Origin of the sequence: Variovorax sp. RA8, from assembly GCF_901827175.1 — a bacterium.
Lineage (GTDB): Bacteria > Pseudomonadota > Gammaproteobacteria > Burkholderiales > Burkholderiaceae_C > Variovorax.
The window spans coordinates 5,522,725-5,539,483 of sequence record NZ_LR594662.1 but is presented as its reverse complement, the minus strand read 5'-3'; the positions used below and the strand labels follow the sequence as shown (position 1 = coordinate 5,539,483).

Annotated in this window: 20 protein-coding genes; 9 read left to right on the top strand and 11 right to left on the bottom strand. The window is 68.9% G+C overall.

What is annotated here, in order from left to right; genetic code table 11:
- Positions 1-87: 87 nt before the first annotated feature.
- Positions 88-1,320 (top strand): tyrosine--tRNA ligase, encoded by a 1,233-nt coding sequence (gene tyrS, locus E5P3_RS26450; RefSeq protein ID WP_162588675.1) that lies wholly within the window; start codon positions 88-90, stop codon positions 1,318-1,320.
- A gap of 12 nt (positions 1,321-1,332) precedes the next feature.
- Here tyrS and E5P3_RS26445 read toward each other — a convergent pair whose 3' ends face one another.
- Together E5P3_RS26445 and E5P3_RS26440 are read right to left on the bottom strand one after the other, a co-directional pair.
- Complete coding sequence (locus E5P3_RS26445; protein ID WP_162588674.1) at positions 1,333-1,941, bottom strand: OmpA family protein; 609 nt, start codon at positions 1,939-1,941, stop codon at positions 1,333-1,335.
- The gene (locus E5P3_RS26440; protein WP_162588673.1) at positions 1,941-2,441 is read right to left on the bottom strand and encodes a FecR family protein; all 501 of its coding nucleotides are present in this window, start codon (positions 2,439-2,441) and stop codon (positions 1,941-1,943) included. The genes E5P3_RS26445 and E5P3_RS26440 overlap by 1 nt, the downstream gene beginning before the upstream one ends.
- 149 nt (positions 2,442-2,590) lie before the next feature.
- Between E5P3_RS26440 and E5P3_RS26435 the strand changes: the two genes are divergently transcribed.
- Both E5P3_RS26435 and dtd read left to right on the top strand, forming a co-directional pair.
- Positions 2,591-3,499 (top strand): cation diffusion facilitator family transporter, encoded by a 909-nt coding sequence (locus E5P3_RS26435; RefSeq protein ID WP_232073318.1) that lies wholly within the window; start codon positions 2,591-2,593, stop codon positions 3,497-3,499.
- The gene (dtd, locus tag E5P3_RS26430; protein ID WP_162588671.1) at positions 3,496-3,936 is read left to right on the top strand and encodes a D-aminoacyl-tRNA deacylase; all 441 of its coding nucleotides are present in this window, start codon (positions 3,496-3,498) and stop codon (positions 3,934-3,936) included. Before E5P3_RS26435 ends, dtd begins: the two co-directional genes overlap by 4 nt.
- On the opposite strand, the gene ybeY is transcribed toward dtd, so the two are convergent.
- Together ybeY and E5P3_RS26420 are read right to left on the bottom strand one after the other, a co-directional pair.
- Positions 3,937-4,389, bottom strand: coding sequence for an rRNA maturation RNase YbeY (ybeY, locus tag E5P3_RS26425; protein ID WP_162588670.1), 453 nt, complete (start codon positions 4,387-4,389; stop codon positions 3,937-3,939).
- Complete coding sequence (locus E5P3_RS26420) at positions 4,389-5,336, bottom strand: PhoH family protein (protein ID WP_162588669.1); 948 nt, start codon at positions 5,334-5,336, stop codon at positions 4,389-4,391. Before E5P3_RS26420 ends, ybeY begins: the two co-directional genes overlap by 1 nt.
- Positions 5,337-5,369: 33 nt before the next feature.
- Here E5P3_RS26420 and ruvA point away from each other — a divergent pair, with 33 nt between their 5' ends.
- Complete coding sequence (ruvA, locus tag E5P3_RS26415; RefSeq protein WP_162588668.1) at positions 5,370-5,942, top strand: Holliday junction branch migration protein RuvA; 573 nt, start codon at positions 5,370-5,372, stop codon at positions 5,940-5,942.
- A 17-nt stretch (positions 5,943-5,959) separates the two neighbouring features.
- Here ruvA and E5P3_RS26410 read toward each other — a convergent pair whose 3' ends face one another.
- The 6 genes from E5P3_RS26410 to E5P3_RS26385 are packed head-to-tail and all read right to left on the bottom strand — an operon-like array spanning position 5,960 to position 11,767.
- The gene (locus E5P3_RS26410) at positions 5,960-6,913 is read right to left on the bottom strand and encodes a phosphatidate cytidylyltransferase (protein WP_162588667.1); all 954 of its coding nucleotides are present in this window, start codon (positions 6,911-6,913) and stop codon (positions 5,960-5,962) included.
- On the bottom strand, positions 6,913-7,593 hold the full coding sequence (locus E5P3_RS26405; protein ID WP_162588666.1) for a lysophospholipid acyltransferase family protein: 681 nt from the start codon (positions 7,591-7,593) through the stop codon (positions 6,913-6,915). The genes E5P3_RS26410 and E5P3_RS26405 overlap by 1 nt, the downstream gene beginning before the upstream one ends.
- A gap of 26 nt (positions 7,594-7,619) precedes the next feature.
- Complete coding sequence (locus tag E5P3_RS26400; RefSeq protein WP_162588665.1) at positions 7,620-8,054, bottom strand: hypothetical protein; 435 nt, start codon at positions 8,052-8,054, stop codon at positions 7,620-7,622.
- The gene (locus E5P3_RS26395; protein WP_162588664.1) at positions 8,047-9,375 is read right to left on the bottom strand and encodes a phosphatase PAP2/dual specificity phosphatase family protein; all 1,329 of its coding nucleotides are present in this window, start codon (positions 9,373-9,375) and stop codon (positions 8,047-8,049) included. Before E5P3_RS26395 ends, E5P3_RS26400 begins: the two co-directional genes overlap by 8 nt.
- Positions 9,372-11,132: a bifunctional alpha/beta hydrolase/class I SAM-dependent methyltransferase gene (locus tag E5P3_RS26390; RefSeq protein ID WP_162588663.1), complete on the bottom strand. Its 1,761-nt coding sequence runs from the start codon at positions 11,130-11,132 to the stop codon at positions 9,372-9,374. The genes E5P3_RS26395 and E5P3_RS26390 overlap by 4 nt, the downstream gene beginning before the upstream one ends.
- Positions 11,129-11,767 (bottom strand): CDP-alcohol phosphatidyltransferase family protein, encoded by a 639-nt coding sequence (locus E5P3_RS26385; protein WP_162588662.1) that lies wholly within the window; start codon positions 11,765-11,767, stop codon positions 11,129-11,131. The genes E5P3_RS26390 and E5P3_RS26385 overlap by 4 nt, the downstream gene beginning before the upstream one ends.
- A gap of 108 nt (positions 11,768-11,875) precedes the next feature.
- Here E5P3_RS26385 and ruvB point away from each other — a divergent pair, with 108 nt between their 5' ends.
- The 4 genes from ruvB (at position 11,876) to E5P3_RS26365 (ending at position 16,183) form a co-directional block, all read left to right on the top strand.
- Entirely contained in the window at positions 11,876-12,934 is a 1,059-nt protein-coding gene (ruvB, locus tag E5P3_RS26380) for a Holliday junction branch migration DNA helicase RuvB (protein ID WP_162588661.1), read from the top strand.
- A gap of 9 nt (positions 12,935-12,943) precedes the next feature.
- A complete protein-coding gene (dmeF, locus tag E5P3_RS26375; protein WP_162588660.1) occupies positions 12,944-13,906 on the top strand; it encodes a CDF family Co(II)/Ni(II) efflux transporter DmeF in 963 nt (320 codons plus the stop codon).
- A gap of 88 nt (positions 13,907-13,994) precedes the next feature.
- Positions 13,995-14,873: a UDP-2,3-diacylglucosamine diphosphatase gene (locus E5P3_RS26370; RefSeq protein ID WP_162588659.1), complete on the top strand. Its 879-nt coding sequence runs from the start codon at positions 13,995-13,997 to the stop codon at positions 14,871-14,873.
- 116 nt (positions 14,874-14,989) lie between these two features.
- Positions 14,990-16,183 carry a glycosyltransferase gene (locus E5P3_RS26365; protein ID WP_443083298.1) on the top strand — a complete coding sequence of 398 codons (1,194 nt, stop codon included), beginning with the start codon at positions 14,990-14,992 and terminating at the stop codon, positions 16,181-16,183.
- 14 nt (positions 16,184-16,197) lie between these two features.
- Here E5P3_RS26365 and E5P3_RS26360 read toward each other — a convergent pair whose 3' ends face one another.
- Entirely contained in the window at positions 16,198-16,404 is a 207-nt protein-coding gene (locus E5P3_RS26360; RefSeq protein ID WP_162588657.1) for a hypothetical protein, read from the bottom strand.
- Between the two features lie 155 nt (positions 16,405-16,559).
- On the opposite strand from E5P3_RS26360, the gene E5P3_RS26355 reads away from it, so the two are divergent.
- A complete protein-coding gene (locus E5P3_RS26355) occupies positions 16,560-16,757 on the top strand; it encodes a hypothetical protein (protein ID WP_162588656.1) in 198 nt (65 codons plus the stop codon).
- The last annotated feature ends 2 nt before the right edge of the window (positions 16,758-16,759 follow it).

The following is a 16,759-nucleotide window of genomic DNA, read 5'->3' as shown; positions in this document are numbered from 1 at the left end:
TGCGGAAAAAAGCGCCGCTTAGAATCCGGCGCTTGAAAAGTCCGGGCAGTATAGCTTCGGACATACGGAAAGCTGCTGCAATTAGCCATGAAACCGGGTTTTGTTACATCCGCAAGTCTGTCCAAAGGTGTAGGACAAGCCCTCGAAATTTCACTTCGTGGGACCGATGAACTTCTGCCGCAGGACGAGTGGGTGAAGAAGCTCGAGCGTTCGGAGGCCACCGGCCAGCCATTGCGCATCAAGCTGGGCCTCGATCCGACCGCCCCGGACATCCATATCGGCCACACGGTGGTGCTCAACAAGATGCGGCAGCTGCAGGATCTGGGCCATACGGTGATCTTTCTGATCGGCGACTTCACCACGACCATCGGCGACCCGTCAGGCCGCAACAGCACCCGACCACCGCTCTCGCGCGAGCAGATCGAGGCCAACGCGCAGACCTACTACCGCCAGGCCAGCCTGGTGCTGGACCCATCGAAGACCGAGATTCGCTACAACTCCGAGTGGAGCGATCCGCTGGGAGCGCGCGGCATGATCCAGCTGGCCGCCAAATACACGGTGGCGCGGATGATGGAGCGCGACGACTTCAGCAAGCGCTTCAAGGCCGGGCAGTCGATCTCGGTGCACGAATTCCTCTACCCGCTGATGCAGGGCTACGACTCGGTGGCGCTCCGCTCCGACCTCGAACTGGGCGGCACCGACCAGAAATTCAACCTGCTGGTAGGCCGTCATCTGCAGCAGGAGTACGGCCAGGAGCCGCAGTGCATCCTCACCATGCCGCTGCTGGAGGGGCTGGACGGCGTCGAGAAGATGTCGAAAAGCAAGAACAACTACATCGGCATCAGCGAGGACCCCAACACCATGTTCGCCAAGGTGCTGTCGATCTCGGACGAGCTCATGTGGCGCTGGTACACGCTGCTGTCCTTCCGCTCGCTGGCCGAGATCGCGGCGCTGAAGGCCGAGGTCGATGGCGGCCGCAACCCGAAGGACGCCAAGGTCGCGCTGGCCAAGGAGATCACCGCGCGCTTCCACAGCGCGGGCGCGGCCGAGGCGGCGGAGCAGGACTTCATCAACCGCAGCAAGGGCGGCGTGCCGGACGAGATTCCGGAGGTTTCGTTGTCGGGCGCCCCGCTGGGCATCGCGCAATTGCTCAAGCAGGCGGGCCTCGCGCCGTCGACTTCGGAGGGCAACCGCCTGATCGACGGCGGCGGCGTGCGCGTGGACTCCGGCGTGGTCGGCGACAAGGGGCTCAAGCTCGGCGCCGGTACCTACGTCGTGCAGGTCGGCAAGCGAAAGTTCGCCCGCGTGACGCTCAACTGACGGCCTTGGCTCCTAGCGGACCTCGATGGTCACCCGCCGGTTGCGGGGCTCTTCGACCTCGTCCGCCGTCGGGATGGCCAGGTCGCGCTCGCCGCGACCCACCACCTCGATCCGCTGCGCGGGGAAGCCTTGCGCCAGGAACAGCTGCCGGACCTGCTCGGCCCGGCGCCGTGACAGCTCGTCGTTGCGGGCCGAGGAACCGATCGTGTCGGTGTGCCCCGTCACCACGATCTCGCCGCCGCTGCGTGCCAGCGCGGCCTTGAGGGCCTCGTTCATCGCGATCTGCGAGGAGCCGGTGAGGACGGAATCACCGATATCGAAGTACACCGTGTAGTTCTGCACGGGAGCGGGGAGCATCTCGAAAAGCGCCCTGTGCTGGGCCTGCAGCCGCGCCGGATCGACCTGGTCGATCGCCGGGGCGCCGCGGGCCTTGGCGGTCGCGCGCTGGTAGGGCTGGGACAGCGTCCGTTCATCGTCGTTGTTGGCACGCACGACCACGGCCGAGGACGTGCCGTCCGCCTGTGGCAGCAGCACCACGCGCGTGGTGGATGGCGCGGCGCAGGCTGCGAGCAGCGCGGCCGACAGTGCGGCCGCGAGAACGGCGGGGCGGCGCTGAACCATCACTGCGCGGCGTCCGCCTCCACGATGAAGTCGGTGCCGCGGATGCCGATGGTGGCGGTCTGGGTTTCCACGCGCACTGCATCGGGCTGCGTCTTGCCGATCAATCCGGTGACCATGCGCAGCGAGCCGCGCAGCAGCGACACCAGCAGACCGCCATCGTGCGTCGTCGAATCGAAATGGAACTGCTTGAGGTCGAGCCGTGACGAAGGCCCCACCACCATCGTCGTGCCGTCGCGCAGCACCAGGCTGGCGGCCGAGTCGGCCTCTGTCTGAAGACGGTCGATGGGCGCGATGGGGTCACCGGCCTGCGCCGACCGTGCGCTGCCGTCGGCGCTCAGCAGCACGACCTTGCCGCGCACGGACTTGAGGATGCCGGCGTGCTCGGCTGCGGCGGGCGGCATGCCCGACGCAGCGGGGGATGCGGGTGTGGTCTGTGCGAGCGCACCGGCGCCGGACAGGAGAAGGCCACACAGCAACGTGGCAAGGCATCTGTTATTCATTTTGTATTGCAACAAAAGTTCTTGAACGGCCAGAGGATGGTACGCGACCGCGCGAGTCGTACGGGCTGAACCCCATAATCGGCCTCCCGCTGCGGCGCCTGTCTGATTGCTTCTTGTCGTTCCTGGTTCCCTCCCCATCGCCCAGGGCGTTGAGCCCGAAGCTGCTGCTGCGCATCTCGATCGTGGTCGCGCTGGCCACCATCGTGCTGAAGGGCGCGGCTGGCTGGCTGACCAATTCCATGGGGCTCATCTCGGACGCGATGGAGTCCTTCGTCAACCTGGCCAGCGCGATGTTCGCGCTCGCGATGGTCACGATCGCGGCGCGGCCCGCCGATGCGGACCATCCCTATGGCCATCACAAGGCCGAGTACTTCTCCTCCGGTTTCGAGGGCGTCCTGATCATTGCCGCGGCCGCGGCCATCCTGTGGGCCGCGATCGTGCGGCTGCTCTCGCCCGAGCCGTTGCAGCAACTGGGCTGGGGCCTGGCGCTGTCGGTGCTGAGCTCGGCGCTGAATGCTGCGTTGGCCCTCGCGCTGTTCCGTGCCGCGCGCACCCATCGCTCCGTCGCGCTCGAGGCCGATGCGAAACACCTCATGGCCGATGTATGGACCTCGGCCGGGGTGCTGGTAGGCATCGTCGCGGTCGGGCTGACAGGGTGGCTGTGGCTCGACCCGCTGCTCGCGATCGGCGTGGCGCTCAACATCGCGCGCGAGGGCGTGAGACTGGTCTGGCGCTCCTCGCAGGGCCTGATGGACGAGGCGCTCGACCCCGAGTCGCAGGCCCTCCTGCATGCCGCGCTGGAGCATTTCGCTGCCAGCGTGCCCGAGGGTCGGCAGCTGCGCTTCGACGATATCGCCACGCGCCGGGCCGGCCAGCGCCGCTTCGCCGACCTGCATATGCATGTGCCCGGCGACTGGCCGCTGCAGCGCGCCGCGGACCTGCGCGACGCGCTTGAGCAGTCCCTGATGGACGCAGTGCCCGGGCTGCGCGCGACCATCCAGCTGCTGCCGCTGGGCATGGAGGCGCGTGCCACGCAGATCGAGGAGACGCCCCTGTGAAAGCGCTGCTGCAGCGCGTGGCCGAGGCGCGCGTCGACATCGCGGGGCAAACCGTCGGCGCCATCGGCCCCGGCCTGCTCGTGCTGCTGTGCGCCGAGCGTGGCGACGGCGAGGCGCAAGCGGACCGGATGCTGGCGAAGATCCTCAAGCTGCGCATCTTTTCGGACGAGGCCGGCAAGATGAACCGCAGCGTGCAGGACACCGGCGGCGGCCTGCTGGTGGTGAGCCAGTTCACGCTGGCGGCCGATGCCAGCGGCGGCAACCGGCCCAGCTTCACCCAGGCTGCCCCGCCCGACGAGGGGCGGCGGCTCTACGCGTACTTCGTTGCCCGGGCGCGGGCGGCGCATCCCGTGGTCGCCACCGGGGAATTCGGCGCGGACATGCAGGTGCGGCTGGTGAACGACGGGCCGGTCACCATCCCGCTGCAGATTGCATAGTCAATAGGGGTTCCTGATCCCCAGGCCTGCGAGAATCTCGATCTCGCGCGCCTCCATGGCCTCGGCATCGGCCTCGCCGGTCTCGTGGTCCCAGCCCTGGGCATGCAGCGTGCCGTGCACCAGCAGGTGGGCGTAGTGCGCGGCCAGGGTCTTGCGCTGTTCCTTCGCCTCGCGCGCGACCACCGGCGCGCACAGCACCAGGTCGGCCATCACGACCGGGCGCTGCGCATAGTCGAAGGTCAGCACGTTGGTCGCGTAGTCCTTGCCGCGGAACTCGCGGTTGAGCTGCTGGCCTTCCTCGGCATCGACGATGCGCACCGTGATCTCGCCGTCGGCCTCGAGCGCGTGCCGGATCCAGCGCGCGACCCGGTGCCGCGGCAGCGCGTTGCGGTGGCGCGCCACCTCGCGAAAGCGCGCGAACTGCAGCGACAGCGACAAGCTGGCCAGCGCCATCAGCGCGTGGCCGCGCGTTTGCGCGCGCCGTCGTAGGCATCGATGATGCGGGCCACCAGCGGATGCCGCACCACGTCGGCACTGGTGAAATGCGTGATGGCGATGCCGTTGACCCGCCTGAGCACGCGTTCGGCATCGATCAGCCCGCTCAGCTGCGCCTTCGGCAGGTCGATCTGGCTCACGTCGCCGGTGACCACCGCCTTGGCGCCGAAGCCGATACGCGTCAGAAACATCTTCATTTGCTCGGGCGTGGTGTTTTGTGCCTCGTCCAGGATCACAAAGGCGTTGTTGAGCGTGCGCCCGCGCATGAAGGCCAGCGGCGCGATCTCCAGCGTGTTGCGCTCGAAGGCCTTCTGCACACGATCGAAGCCCATCAGGTCGTAGAGCGCGTCGTACAGCGGACGCAGGTAGGGGTCGACCTTCTGGGTCAGGTCGCCGGGCAGGAAGCCGAGCCGCTCGCCGGCCTCCACGGCCGGGCGCGTGAGCACGATGCGCTGCACTGCGCTGCGTTCCAGCGCATCGACCGCGCTGGCCACGGCCAGGTAGGTCTTGCCGGTGCCGGCCGGGCCGATGCCCAGCGTGATGTCGTGCTCGGCGATGTTGTGCAGGTAGACGCTCTGGTTGGGCGTGCGTGCGCGCAGGTCGGTGCGCCGCGTGGCGAGCTTGACGGAGCCGTCCTCGGACTCTTCCAGCGTGCTGTCGCCGGCGAGCGTGAGCTGCACCACGGCCGCGTCGATGGGGCGCTGGGCAATCTCGTAGAGCGCCTGCAGCACGTCCATCGCGCGCTGCGCGTTTTCCTTGTGGCCTTCGACCTTGAACTGCTCGTGCCGGTGCGCGACCTTGACGTCCAGCGCCTCCTCGATGCGCCGCAGGTGCCCATCCAGCGGCCCGCAGAGGTGGCTCAGGCGGGTGTTGTTGGGCGGGGCGAAGGTGTGTCGCAGAATCACGCGGATTTCATTTCAAAAGCGAAAAGGGCACCCATGATAGGCAAACTCACCGGCATCCTGGCCGAGCGCAACCCGCCCCAGGTGGTGGTGGACTGCAACGGCGTCGGCTACGAGGTCGACGTGCCGATGAGCACTTTCTACAACCTGCCCCCGACGGGTGAGCGCGTCTCGCTGCTGACGCACTTCGTGGTGCGCGAGGACGCGCAGATCCTCTACGGCTTCGGGACCGCAGAGGAGCGCGCCGCCTTCCGCCAGCTGATCAAGATCTCCGGCGTCGGGCCGCGCACGGCGCTGGGCCTTCTGAGCGGCATGAGCGTGGGAGAGCTGTCGCAGGCCGTCACGCTGCAGGAAGCGGGGCGGCTGGTGAAGATCCCGGGCATCGGCAAGAAGACGGCCGAGCGCCTCCTGCTCGAGCTCAAGGGCAAGCTGGGCGCCGACATCGGCGCACCCGCGCATGCCGCCACCGATGCGCAGGCCGACATCCTTCAGGCGCTGCTCGCGCTGGGCTACAGCGACCGCGAGGCGGCGGCGGCGCTCAAGGCGCTGCCGAAGGACGTGGCGGTGGGGGAAGGCATCAAGCTCGCGCTGAAGGCACTGGCGAAGTAGGGCGCTCGCCCGGACCGCTACGGGGTCCACCAGAACCGCAGCGCATGAAAGTAGATCGGCGCAGCGAAGATCACCGAGTCGAGCCGGTCGAGCATGCCGCCGTGGCCTTCGATCATGGTGCCCCAGTCCTTGACGCCGCGGTCGCGCTTGATGGCCGACATCACCAGGCCGCCGAAGAAGCCCATCACGCAGATGGTGAGCGCCATCAGCGCCGCCTGCCACGGGTTGAAGGGCGTGGCCCAGTAGAGCGACGCGCCCAGCGCCGTGGCGCTGGCGACGCCGCCGACCAGGCCTTCCCAGGTCTTCGACGGCGAGAGCTCGGGTGCCACCTTGCGCTTGCCGAAGAGCTTGCCCCACACGTACTGCAGCACGTCGCTGCCCTGCACCACGATCACGAGGAAGGCGATCAGGAGCAGGTTGCGGCCCTCGAAGCCGGGGATCGGCAGCGTCAGCAGCGCGGGCACATGGCTGATGCAGAACACGCAGATCATCAGCCCCCACTGCACCTTGGACGTGCGCTCCAGGAAGCGCTTGGTGTCGGCGCCCACCGCCGCGAGGATGGGCAGCACGAGGAAGGCGTAGACCGGAATGAAGATCGCATAGAGCCCGTACCACTCGATCCAGATCAGGAAGTACTGCACCGGCAGCGCGACGAAGAAGGCCACCGCGATCGCATGGTGGTCGCCGCGGCGCGTGTAGGCCAGGCTCATGAACTCGCGCAGCGCGTAGAAGGAGATCAGGTAGAACAGGACGATCACCCCGCCCTTGCCGAGGGCGAAGGCCAGGCCGATCACGGCGACCATCACCCACCAGGCGTTGACGCGCGCGTTGAGGTTGTCGATCACGGAATGGGGCTGGCCCTGCGCGACGCGCCATTTGAGCAGCGCGCCGACGGCCGAGGCGAGGATCAGGACGGCGGCGACGCCGCCGAACAGCATCCAGGTGGCATGGGGGGAGGCGGTCACGGTCATCAGTCCTCTGCACGGTCGTATTCGGGCCGCAGGTCCAGCATGGCGGCACGAGCGCGTGCGATGAACGCCGCCTTGTCCTCGCCCTGGGCCAGCGCGATCGGCGTGCCGTAGCGCACCGTGCAGGCCAGCGGCACCGGCACCAGCGTTCCCTTGGGCAGCACGCGCTTGAGGTTCTCGATCCACACCGGCACCAGCCGCACCTGCGGGCAGGCACGCGCCAGGTGGTACAGGCCGCTCTTGAGCGGCAGCAGGACCTCCTCGCCGATGTTGCGGGTGCCCTCGGGAAACATGATCAGCGAGTCCCCGGCCTGCAGCGCCTCGGTCATCTGCTCGACCGGGTTGAGGGCCTCGTTGCCGGGTACGGCGCTGCCGTCGCGCCGGATCATCAATGCGTTGAATACGTCCCTGCCGATGAAGCGGCGCAGGGCCGAGGCCTCCCAGTAGTCCTGTCCGGCCACGGGACGCGTGAGCGCCCGCAGGTCAGGCGGCAGCGTGGCCCACAGCAGCACGAAGTCGCCGTGGCTGGTGTGGTTGGCGAAGTAGAGGGTCTGCTCGGCCTTGGGGCCGGTGCCACTCCAGATGGCGCGCACGCCGGTCAGCAGCTTGGCGAAGAGCACGATCAGCCAGGCCGAGACGACGGCGGCCGCCTGGCGCGGCAGGCCGGGAGCGGAAGAACTCATGGACGGGGCTCCTTGCGACCCATGGCTCAACGCCAGTCCTGCATCGCGAGCGCCATGGCGAAGACGATCGTCTGCGCGATCACGGCGATGCCGTGGCGCTGCATCAGCTGCCGGGCGCCGAGCACGCGGTCGGCCAGGGGCCGCGTGCCGTCCGCGCGGCGGCGCAGGCCGAGCGTCGCGAGCGCGCGGTCCATGGCGGGGCCGGAGGCAATCGTGCTCCTTGCCAGCCCGTCGAACAGCGCTGCGTCGAGCCGCACGCGCATGGCCAGGTAGCGCTCGGGCAAGCCGATCAACGCGACGACGGCGAAGGCTGCCCAGGTGGCCGAAGGCAGGGAGCGTCCGGTCAGCGCCAGCACCAGACCCGAAATGAGGGAGAGCGCGAGGCCCCACAGGGCCAGCGCGGCGCCGGCCCGGAGCAGGCCGGCGGTGGTGGCGCACAGGGCGCGGTCGTCTTCATTCATGGTGTGCTTTCCCGGAAGTCAGCTGGTCCAGGAGGGCGAGCCAGCCTGCGCGCAGCACAATCTGGGGTCGCGCCTGGCGTACCGCCGCGTGCGCCGCGGCCAGTGTGGAGTCCGCACCGTGCAGGCCGAGCCAGGCAACCACCGAGGCGGCGCTGCGCGAGAAGCCCAGCGCGCAGCAGACCCAGACCGGCTGCCCGCTGTCGCGCAGCCCTTCGATCACGACGGCTGCGCGGCGCAATTGCGCGGCTCCCGGCAGCACGAGGTCCAGCATCGGCACGCAGCGGGCGCCGGGCACCGGCGGCAATTGGAGCTCGGCGCACAGGCCGAGCAGGCGCGGGCGGCCTGCGGCCTCCCATTCGGCCAGGCTGGGCCGCCGGCCCAGTCGCAGGCCCGGCGCGACCTCCACCGACGCCGGAAGGCCGCGCGTCCAGAGCCGGGCACTGAGAGCGGCGCCGAGGCGATAGGGCGCGAACAGCCAGCGTGCGCTCCAGTGCATGCGGCCGTGGCCATCCATCCGGAAGCCGCGTGCGCCGAAGCCCGCATAGTTCAGCGCCACTCCTGCCAGGGCCGCAGCCGGCCAGGCCAGCCACAACGACGCGCCCTGTAGGCTCAGCGCCACGGCGAGGAAGAGCAGGGCCCCGGCGGCGTAGCAGCCCGCCAGCTTCCAGCGCTGCGGGTCGCGCGTGAGCCGCCACGCACGCGGCAGGGCCACCACGCGCTCCAGCGGCCAGAGCCACACGCAGACCAAGCCCATCAGCGCGCCGGTCGGGATGTCGATGAAATGATGCTGCCAAGTGGTGAGCACCGAGGCGCAGATCGCGAAGGTCCAGAGGTGCAGCACGATGCGCGCCCATTGCGCATGGATCAGGCGCCGGTAAGAGTCCCACAGGATCACGGCCAGCGCGATGTGCAGCGAGGGCGCCTGGTTGAAGGGCTGGTCGAAGCCGCGCAGCGCATTGAACAGGAAGGCCGGCGCGCCCTCGACGGAGGGCTGGCCGAAGCTGAAGCGCAGCGGCCAGAGGATGAAGCAGGCCACCGCCACCGCCTGCGCCGTCAGCAACCGTGCCGCATGGCGGTCCAGCACATGGCGGTCGCGCGCGAGGAAGAGCGAGAGCGCGTAGAAGGCGTTGATGGTCCAGTAGGGAAAGATGGTCCAGGGCCAGAAGGGCAGGCTGCGCTCCCACTCGAAGACCAGTACCGGCACCTGGGCGCGGGTCGAGGCCCACCAGTTCGCGAAGCCGTAGCTGGCGTAGAAGAGCGGACCCAGCAGCGCCAGCCAGGCGGCGGCGCGCTTCCATGGGCGCGGACGTGCGGCGCTCATTGCCCCGAGCGCACCGCGAGCGAGACGGTGAAGATCCCCCACTCGTCGATGCGCTGGTCGATCTTGCGAAAGCCCGCGGACTCGACCAACTGGTCCATCTCGGCCTGCGTGCGCCGGCGCATCACCCAGGCCTGGCCCTGGCGGTGGCTGGTGAGGGCGCGCGCGATCATTTCCAGCTGCGGATGCCAGGGCTGGCCGGTGTAGACCAGGTAGCCGCCGTCCTCGACCGCGTCGCCCACGCCGGCCAGCGAGCGGCTCACCATCTCGTTGTCGGGAAAGAGCTCGTACAGGCCCGAAACCACCGCGAGCGTGGGCCGCGGTGTCACGCTCGCCAGGCTCGCGCGGTCGAAGGCATCGGCCTGGACGAACTGCGCGCTGCCCTGCAGCGCCTTCTCGGCGATCAGCGCACGGCCGTCGCGCACGTTGATGTCGCTGTAGTCGCGCAGCAGGATCGAGCCGGCCTTGACGGGGCTGGCCAGCACGGCGTCGAGCACATAACGGCCATGGCCGGCGGCGATGTCCATCAGGCGCACCTCGCGGTGCTGTTCGGCCAGCAGCTCCATGGCCTTGCGCAGCAGTTCCTCGACGTGCAGCTTGCGCTGGCGGATGCCGCGCCAGCCGATGGAATCGAGGTAAGTGCGATCGATCATCCGGCCCAGCGGGCCGGCGCCTTGCGCCTGGTTGCGATAGACGTAATCCAGCGTGCTGCCCGAGTCGAAACCCGTGTCGTGGCCGAGCCTGACGCCGCGCGACAGCAGGCCGCCGAAGCGCAGGCTGGTCCGCGTGAGCGCCCAGTAGGCACCGCGCGGCGACAGCGCGGGCAGCGGCTCGGCCAGCGCGCGCGATTCGTCGGCGGTCGCGCCGCTCAGGTGGGCGGCGCGCAGGTCCACCCGCGGCGGCGCCTGGTCGAACAGTTCCAGCACGAAGTCGCGGATGGCCTTCACGGCCGGGCCCCGGTTCTTTTCGCCCAGCGTGTCGTGGAAGAAGCCGGGCAGCTCCAGCTTGCGCTTCACGGCGCTGCCGAGCCGGTCGAAGAAGTCGTGCTGGGGCTGGTGATGCACGACCCAGTCGGCGCCGGAGATCAGCAGCTGCGTCGGCAGCGTGATCGCGCTGGCGTCCGCGACCACGCGCTCGGCGGCCTCGTAGAGGCCCAGCAGGATGTTGACCGCGATCGGCCGCGAGATCAGCGGGTCGTTCTCGTAGCTGGCGATGCGCTCGGGATCGTGCGTGAGGAACTTTGCCTTCACGTAGCTGGTGACGAAGAAGAGCCCGCGCAGCTTGTGCATGAGCGCGAGCCCGGGGCGCGCGAAGGGCACGTAGAGCTTCACCCGGAAGGCCGGCGAGGCGAGGGTGAGCCCCCGCACCTTGGGCGCGTAGTCGTGGGCCCAGGTGGCGACCAGCACCGCGCCCACGCTCTGCGCGATCACGTGGATGTCTTCGGGCGCCACGCCGTGGGCGCTGCCGATGTGCTCGATGAAGGTCTGCACGTCGCGCACTGAGGTCGCGAAACCGGGGCTGAAACCGCGCTGGCCCGGCGACCGGCCGTGGCCGCGGGCGTCCCAGGCGAAGAAGTCGAAATCGGGCAGTTCCAACTCGTCCACCAGGTGGGCCATGCGCGCACCGTGTTCGTGGCCGCGGTGGAACAGCACGACCGCGCCGCGCCGCGCGCCACCGGTCGCGGGCCAGTGCCGGTAGAACAGCGAGACGCCGTCGTGTGTCTGGAATTGATGTTCTTGTGGCACACGGGTGTCGCTCATGATCGGGTCGGGTCTCCTCGGCTGTGCGATGCGGCGCCGGCCTCGGCCAGCGCGCGGCGGATGCGATTGACGATGGTCCACGCCACCAGCACTGCCAGCAGCGGCATGAGCCCGGCGCTCCAGGCCGGCAGCGGCCCGCCGAGCGCGACGTACAGGCCCAGCGCGCCGAACACGAAGGCGCGGTCGCTCTTGCCGAGCGGGCCGTCGTACCGGCGCGAGGCGCCCACGGTGGGGCCCAGCGCGCCGGTGAATTCGGAAAGCCCCGCCAGCACGATCACGGCGCCGACCCAGAAGGGGCTGAAGGGCGCGACCAGCGCGAAGGGCAGGTAGAGCGCCGCGTCCGAGAGCACGTCGGTCAGCTCGTTGAGAAAGGCGCCGAGCGCGCTTTGCTGGCCGTGTTCGCGCGCCAGCATGCCGTCGATGGCGTTGAAGGCCATGCGCAGGAACATCCACAGCGGGATCAGCGCGAAGGCGGCCGCGGAAGGCGCGGCGAAGAAGAGCCACAGGCCGAGCGCGACCGAGACGACGCAGGCCGCGACAGTGACCTGGTTGGCCGTCACGCCCATGGCATGCAGGCGCCCCACCAGCGGGCGCAGCAGGGCCTGGAATCGCGGCTTCAGCTCGTAGATGGACACGCTCACCCTCCTCGGTGGCGCATTCTGCCGCAGGGGCGTACGGCGGCAGCCCTGCGCCAACCCTCGGCATGCCGTTCGGCCGACTAAACTGTCCGTCCAGCCTACGCCATGACCATCCAGACCGACGATTTCGCCCCGGCCCCGCAACGCGTGGTCTCCGCCGCACCGGCCTCGCCCAACGAAGAGGCGATCGAGCGGGCGCTGCGCCCCAAGCTGCTCGACGACTACGTGGGGCAGGTCAAGGTGCGCGAGCAGCTGGAGATCTTCATCGGCGCGGCGCGGCACCGCGCCGAGGCGCTCGACCACGTGCTGCTCTTCGGCCCGCCGGGCCTGGGCAAGACCACGCTGTCGCACATCATCGCGGCCGAGCTCGGCGTCAACCTGCGCCAGACCTCCGGCCCGGTGCTCGAGAAGCCGAAGGACCTGGCCGCGCTGCTGACCAACCTCGAGCGCAACGACGTGCTCTTCATCGACGAGATCCACCGGCTCTCGCCGGTGGTGGAGGAAATCCTCTACCCCGCGCTGGAGGACTACCAGATCGACATCATGATCGGCGAAGGCCCGGCCGCCCGCAGCATCAAGCTGGACCTGCAGCCTTTCACCCTGGTCGGCGCCACCACGCGTGCGGGCATGCTGACCAACCCGCTGCGCGACCGCTTCGGCATCGTGGCGCGGCTGGAGTTCTACACGGCCGAGGAACTGGCGCGCATCGTGCGCCGAAGCGCCGGCCTGCTCTCCGTGCCGACGGACGACGCCGGCGGCCTGGAGATCGCGCGCCGCTCGCGTGGCACGCCGCGCATCGCCAACCGCCTGCTGCGCCGGGTGCGCGACTACGCGCAGGTCAAGGGCGACGGCCGCATCACCGAGGCGCTGGCGCACAAGGCACTGGCCATGCTCGACGTCGATCCGCAGGGCTTCGACCTGATGGACCGCAAGCTGCTGGAGGCGGTGATCCACCGATTCGATGGCGGCCCGGTCGGGCTGGACAACATCGCGGCCAGCATCGGCGAGGAGCCGGGCACGATCGAGGACGTGATCGAGCCGTACCTGATCCAGCAGGGCTATCTGCAGCGCACGCCGCGCGGGCGCATCGCCACCCTTGCGGCCTACCGGCACCTGGGCGTCGCGGCGCCGCAGCGCGAGGGCGGCGACATGTTCGGCAACTGAAGGTGTCCCATGCACACCCATGACCTGAGCGGCTGGCAGCACGAGCACCGTTTCCAGGACGACAACCGGGCCGCGGAGCGCAGCACGCGGCTGGTGATGTGGATCACCGGGGCCGCGATGGTGCTCGAGATCGGCGCCGGGTGGTGGTTCAACTCGATGGCGCTCCTGGCCGACGGCTGGCACATGAGTTCGCACGCGGTGGCAATCGGGCTCAGCGCCTTCGCCTACGCCGCGGCGCGGCGCTACGCCGGCGACCGGCGCTTCGCCTTCGGCACCTGGAAGATCGAGGTGCTGGGCGGCTTCGCCAGCGCGCTGTTCCTGCTCGGCGTTGCGGTGCTGATGGTGGTCGGCTCTGTCGAACGACTGTGGGCGCCGGCCGCCATTCGGTACCAGGAGGCGATCGTGGTGGCGGTGCTGGGGCTGGCGGTCAACCTGCTATGCGCGTGGCTGCTCGGCGGCGCCCATCACCACCATGATCATGGCCACGAGCCCCACCATGACGGGCATGCGCACAGTCATGGCCATGGCCACGACCTCAACCTGCGCTCCGCCTACCTGCATGTGGTGGCCGACGCCGCGACCTCGGTGCTCGCCATCGTCGCGCTGGCCGGCGGCTGGCTCTACGGGTGGGCCTGGCTCGACCCGGCGATGGGCATCGTCGGCGCGGTGCTGGTTGCGAGCTGGGCGCGCGGTCTGCTGGTCGATACTGCCAAGGTGCTGCTGGACCGCGAGATGGATCATCCGGTGGTCGAGGAGATCCGCGACGGCGTCGAGCAGGCCCTTGCGGATTCGCACACCCGCATCGCCGACCTGCACGTGTGGCGCGTGGGCCAGGGCGCCTACGCCTGCGCGCTCAGCGTTGTCACGCATTCGTCAACGCTGACGCCCGACGAGGTGCGAGCCACCTTCGAGATGCACGAGGAAATCAGGCACTCGACCATCGAGATCCACCGCTGTCACCCAGCTGCGTGACGCTTCGCCGCGACGGACGCGGCCCTGTCATCGAAGCTTCACCTCGTCGCCACGGCGGCGTCATCGGCCTTGGCGACGATGACCCCCCATGCAACGCGATGATGCCTTTCTCCGTGCATGGCACGACACGGCCGACGCCTCCCTGGGCGCGGAGGAGGACGACGTCTCGCGTCCCTCGCAGCGCTACAGGACGCTCTGGATCTCCGACCTGCACCTGGGCACGCCCGGTTGCCAGGCCAAGGCACTGCTCGATTTCCTGAAGCACACCGAGTGCGAGACGCTGTTCCTGGTCGGCGACATCATCGATGGCTGGCAGTTGCGCCGCCACTGGTACTGGCCGCAGCCGCACAACGACGTGATCCAGAAGCTCCTGCGCAAGGCGCGCAAGGGCACGCGCGTGATCTTCATCCCGGGCAACCACGACGAGTTCGCGCGCAAGTACCTGCACCACAACTTCGGCGGCATCGACGTGGCCGAGGAATGGATCCACGAGACCGCCGACGGCCGCAAGCTCTGGATCATGCACGGCGACCTGTTCGACGGCGTGATCCAGTGTGCGAAGTGGCTGGCCTATGTGGGCGATTCGCTCTACGAGTTCACGCTCAAGCTCAACCGCCACCTCAACTCGCTGCGCGCGCGCATGGGGCTGCCCTACTGGTCGCTGTCGAAGTACCTGAAGCTGAAGGTCAAGCGCGCGGTCAGCTATGTGGGCGATTTCGAGAGCGCCGTGGCACGCGAGGCGCGCAAGCGCGGCGTGCAGGGCGTGGTCTGCGGCCACATCCACCATGCCGAGCTGCGTGACGTCGACGGCATCCTCTACGCCAACGACGGCGACTGGGTCGAGAGCCTCACGGCGCTGGCCGAACATGCCGACGGGAGGCTCGAGATCCTGCACTGGGCCCAGCACATGCCCGCCACGGCGCGGGCCGGCCGTGCTGCTTCGCGGCGCGCGCCGGCGCACGCATGAGCGCCGCCCGGCCGCCCGAAGGCGCTCGCTCCCTCCTTCAGGACGGGGTGCGCGCACCACACGAAGTGACAAGCCCTGGGGGAGTTCATTCGGCGACGCTCGCCCCCTTGACGACTCTGCCTCCCGCGGCCCACCGAACCGTCGACCTGGTGTACTTCAACGCCGGCGGCGGGCACCGCGCGTCGGCCCTGGCGCTGGAGGCCGCGATCCATCGCGCAGGCCTGCCGTGGACCGTGCGCCTGGTCAACCTGCGCGAGGTACTCGATCCGAACGACGGCTTTCGCAAGCTGACCGGCATGGACCCGGAAGACGTCTACAACAAGCGGCTCGCCCGCGGCTGGACGCTGGGACTGACGCACGAGCTCAAGGTCCTGCAGGCGGTGATCCGCTGGGCCAAGCCCAAGCTGGTACGACCGCTGCAGCAGCACTGGCTGGCGACCGAACCCGACATGGTGGTCTCGCTGATCCCCAACTTCAACCGCTCTCTCTACGAATCGGTGGCGACGGCATTGCCGGGCGTGCCTTATGTGACGGTGCTGACCGACCTGGCCGATCATCCGCCCCACTTCTGGATCGAGAAGGGGCAGGACCAGTACTTCGTCTGCGGCTCGCCCAAGGCCGTGCAGCAGGCGCGGGCGGCCGGCTACGCGGAGGATCGCATCCATGCGACCTCGGGGATGATGATCCGCTCGGCCTTCTATGAGACCAGGCCGATCGATCGCGCCGAGGAGCGTCGCCGCCTCGGCCTGGATCCGGACCGGCCGACCGGCCTGGTGCTGTTCGGCGGGCAGGGCTCGAAGGCCATGATCGGCATCGCCAGGCGCCTGCCCGACATGCAGCTGATCCTGGCGTGTGGCCACAACGAATCGCTGGCCAAGGCGCTGCGTGCGCTGCCGGCGCAGGCGCCGCGGCTGGTGCTGGGCTTCACGCCGGATGTCGCCCACTACATGCAGCTGTCCGACTTCTTCATCGGCAAGCCGGGGCCCGGCAGCGTGAGCGAGGCGGTGCAGTTGCATCTGCCGGTGATCGTGGTGTGCAACAGCTGGACGCTGCCCCAGGAGCGCTACAACGCCCAGTGGGTGCGGGAGCAGGGCGTGGGTTTGGTTCGCTCCAGCTATGCCAAGGTGCCCGAGGCGGTCGAGGAGCTGGTGCGCGATCTCGACCTTTACCTTGCCGCGACGCGCAAAGTGCACAACCGGGCGGTATTCGAGATACCGGACATTCTGCAGACCATCCTGGCGCGGGCCGAAGCGCGGGTGGGCGGCGAGGCGCGAATCCCGGAACTATCTCCGGCGCCCGCGCAGCACTGACGACTATCTGTCTCTCAAGGGAGTCGGAGGAGGCCCAGCCTGAAGGCCTCGACCACCAGGACGCCCACCGCGGCGCCGGCTGCGAAGCGGATCCAGGACCAGCGTCGGCGTACCGGTTCGTGTGTCAGGTGGGCAGGGTTCAGCGGCGCGAGTCTGCTGCTGTCGTTGGCCTCGGCCTCGTCCTCGGGCCGTTCTGCATTCCGCGATCGACGAAAAATCATGTAGTACATAGTAGCTACACCGTAACATCGGCGCCGCGCAAAAAAGTAATACCGATTTCTAAGTTTTCTTGAGAAAAGAGAACTTATGTTTAAATAATAGGGTTAGCATCGGTTGCCAGCAGCCCGCGTCGCGGGGCGGATCCGAGGAGCCCGATATGAAGAAGACAGCGTGGATGGCGATCGCGGGCCTTGCCCTGGCGCTCTGCTTGAGCGCCTGCAACAGCAATGGCACCGCGTCGACGGCGCCGTCCGGCAATGTGAGCGGCGCGGGCACGCCCGCCCCAGTGACGGCGACTTGGCGGCCGGCGGACAAGACCGCCGAGTTTCTCAGCGCGTTCCGTCCCCAGGAATAGTC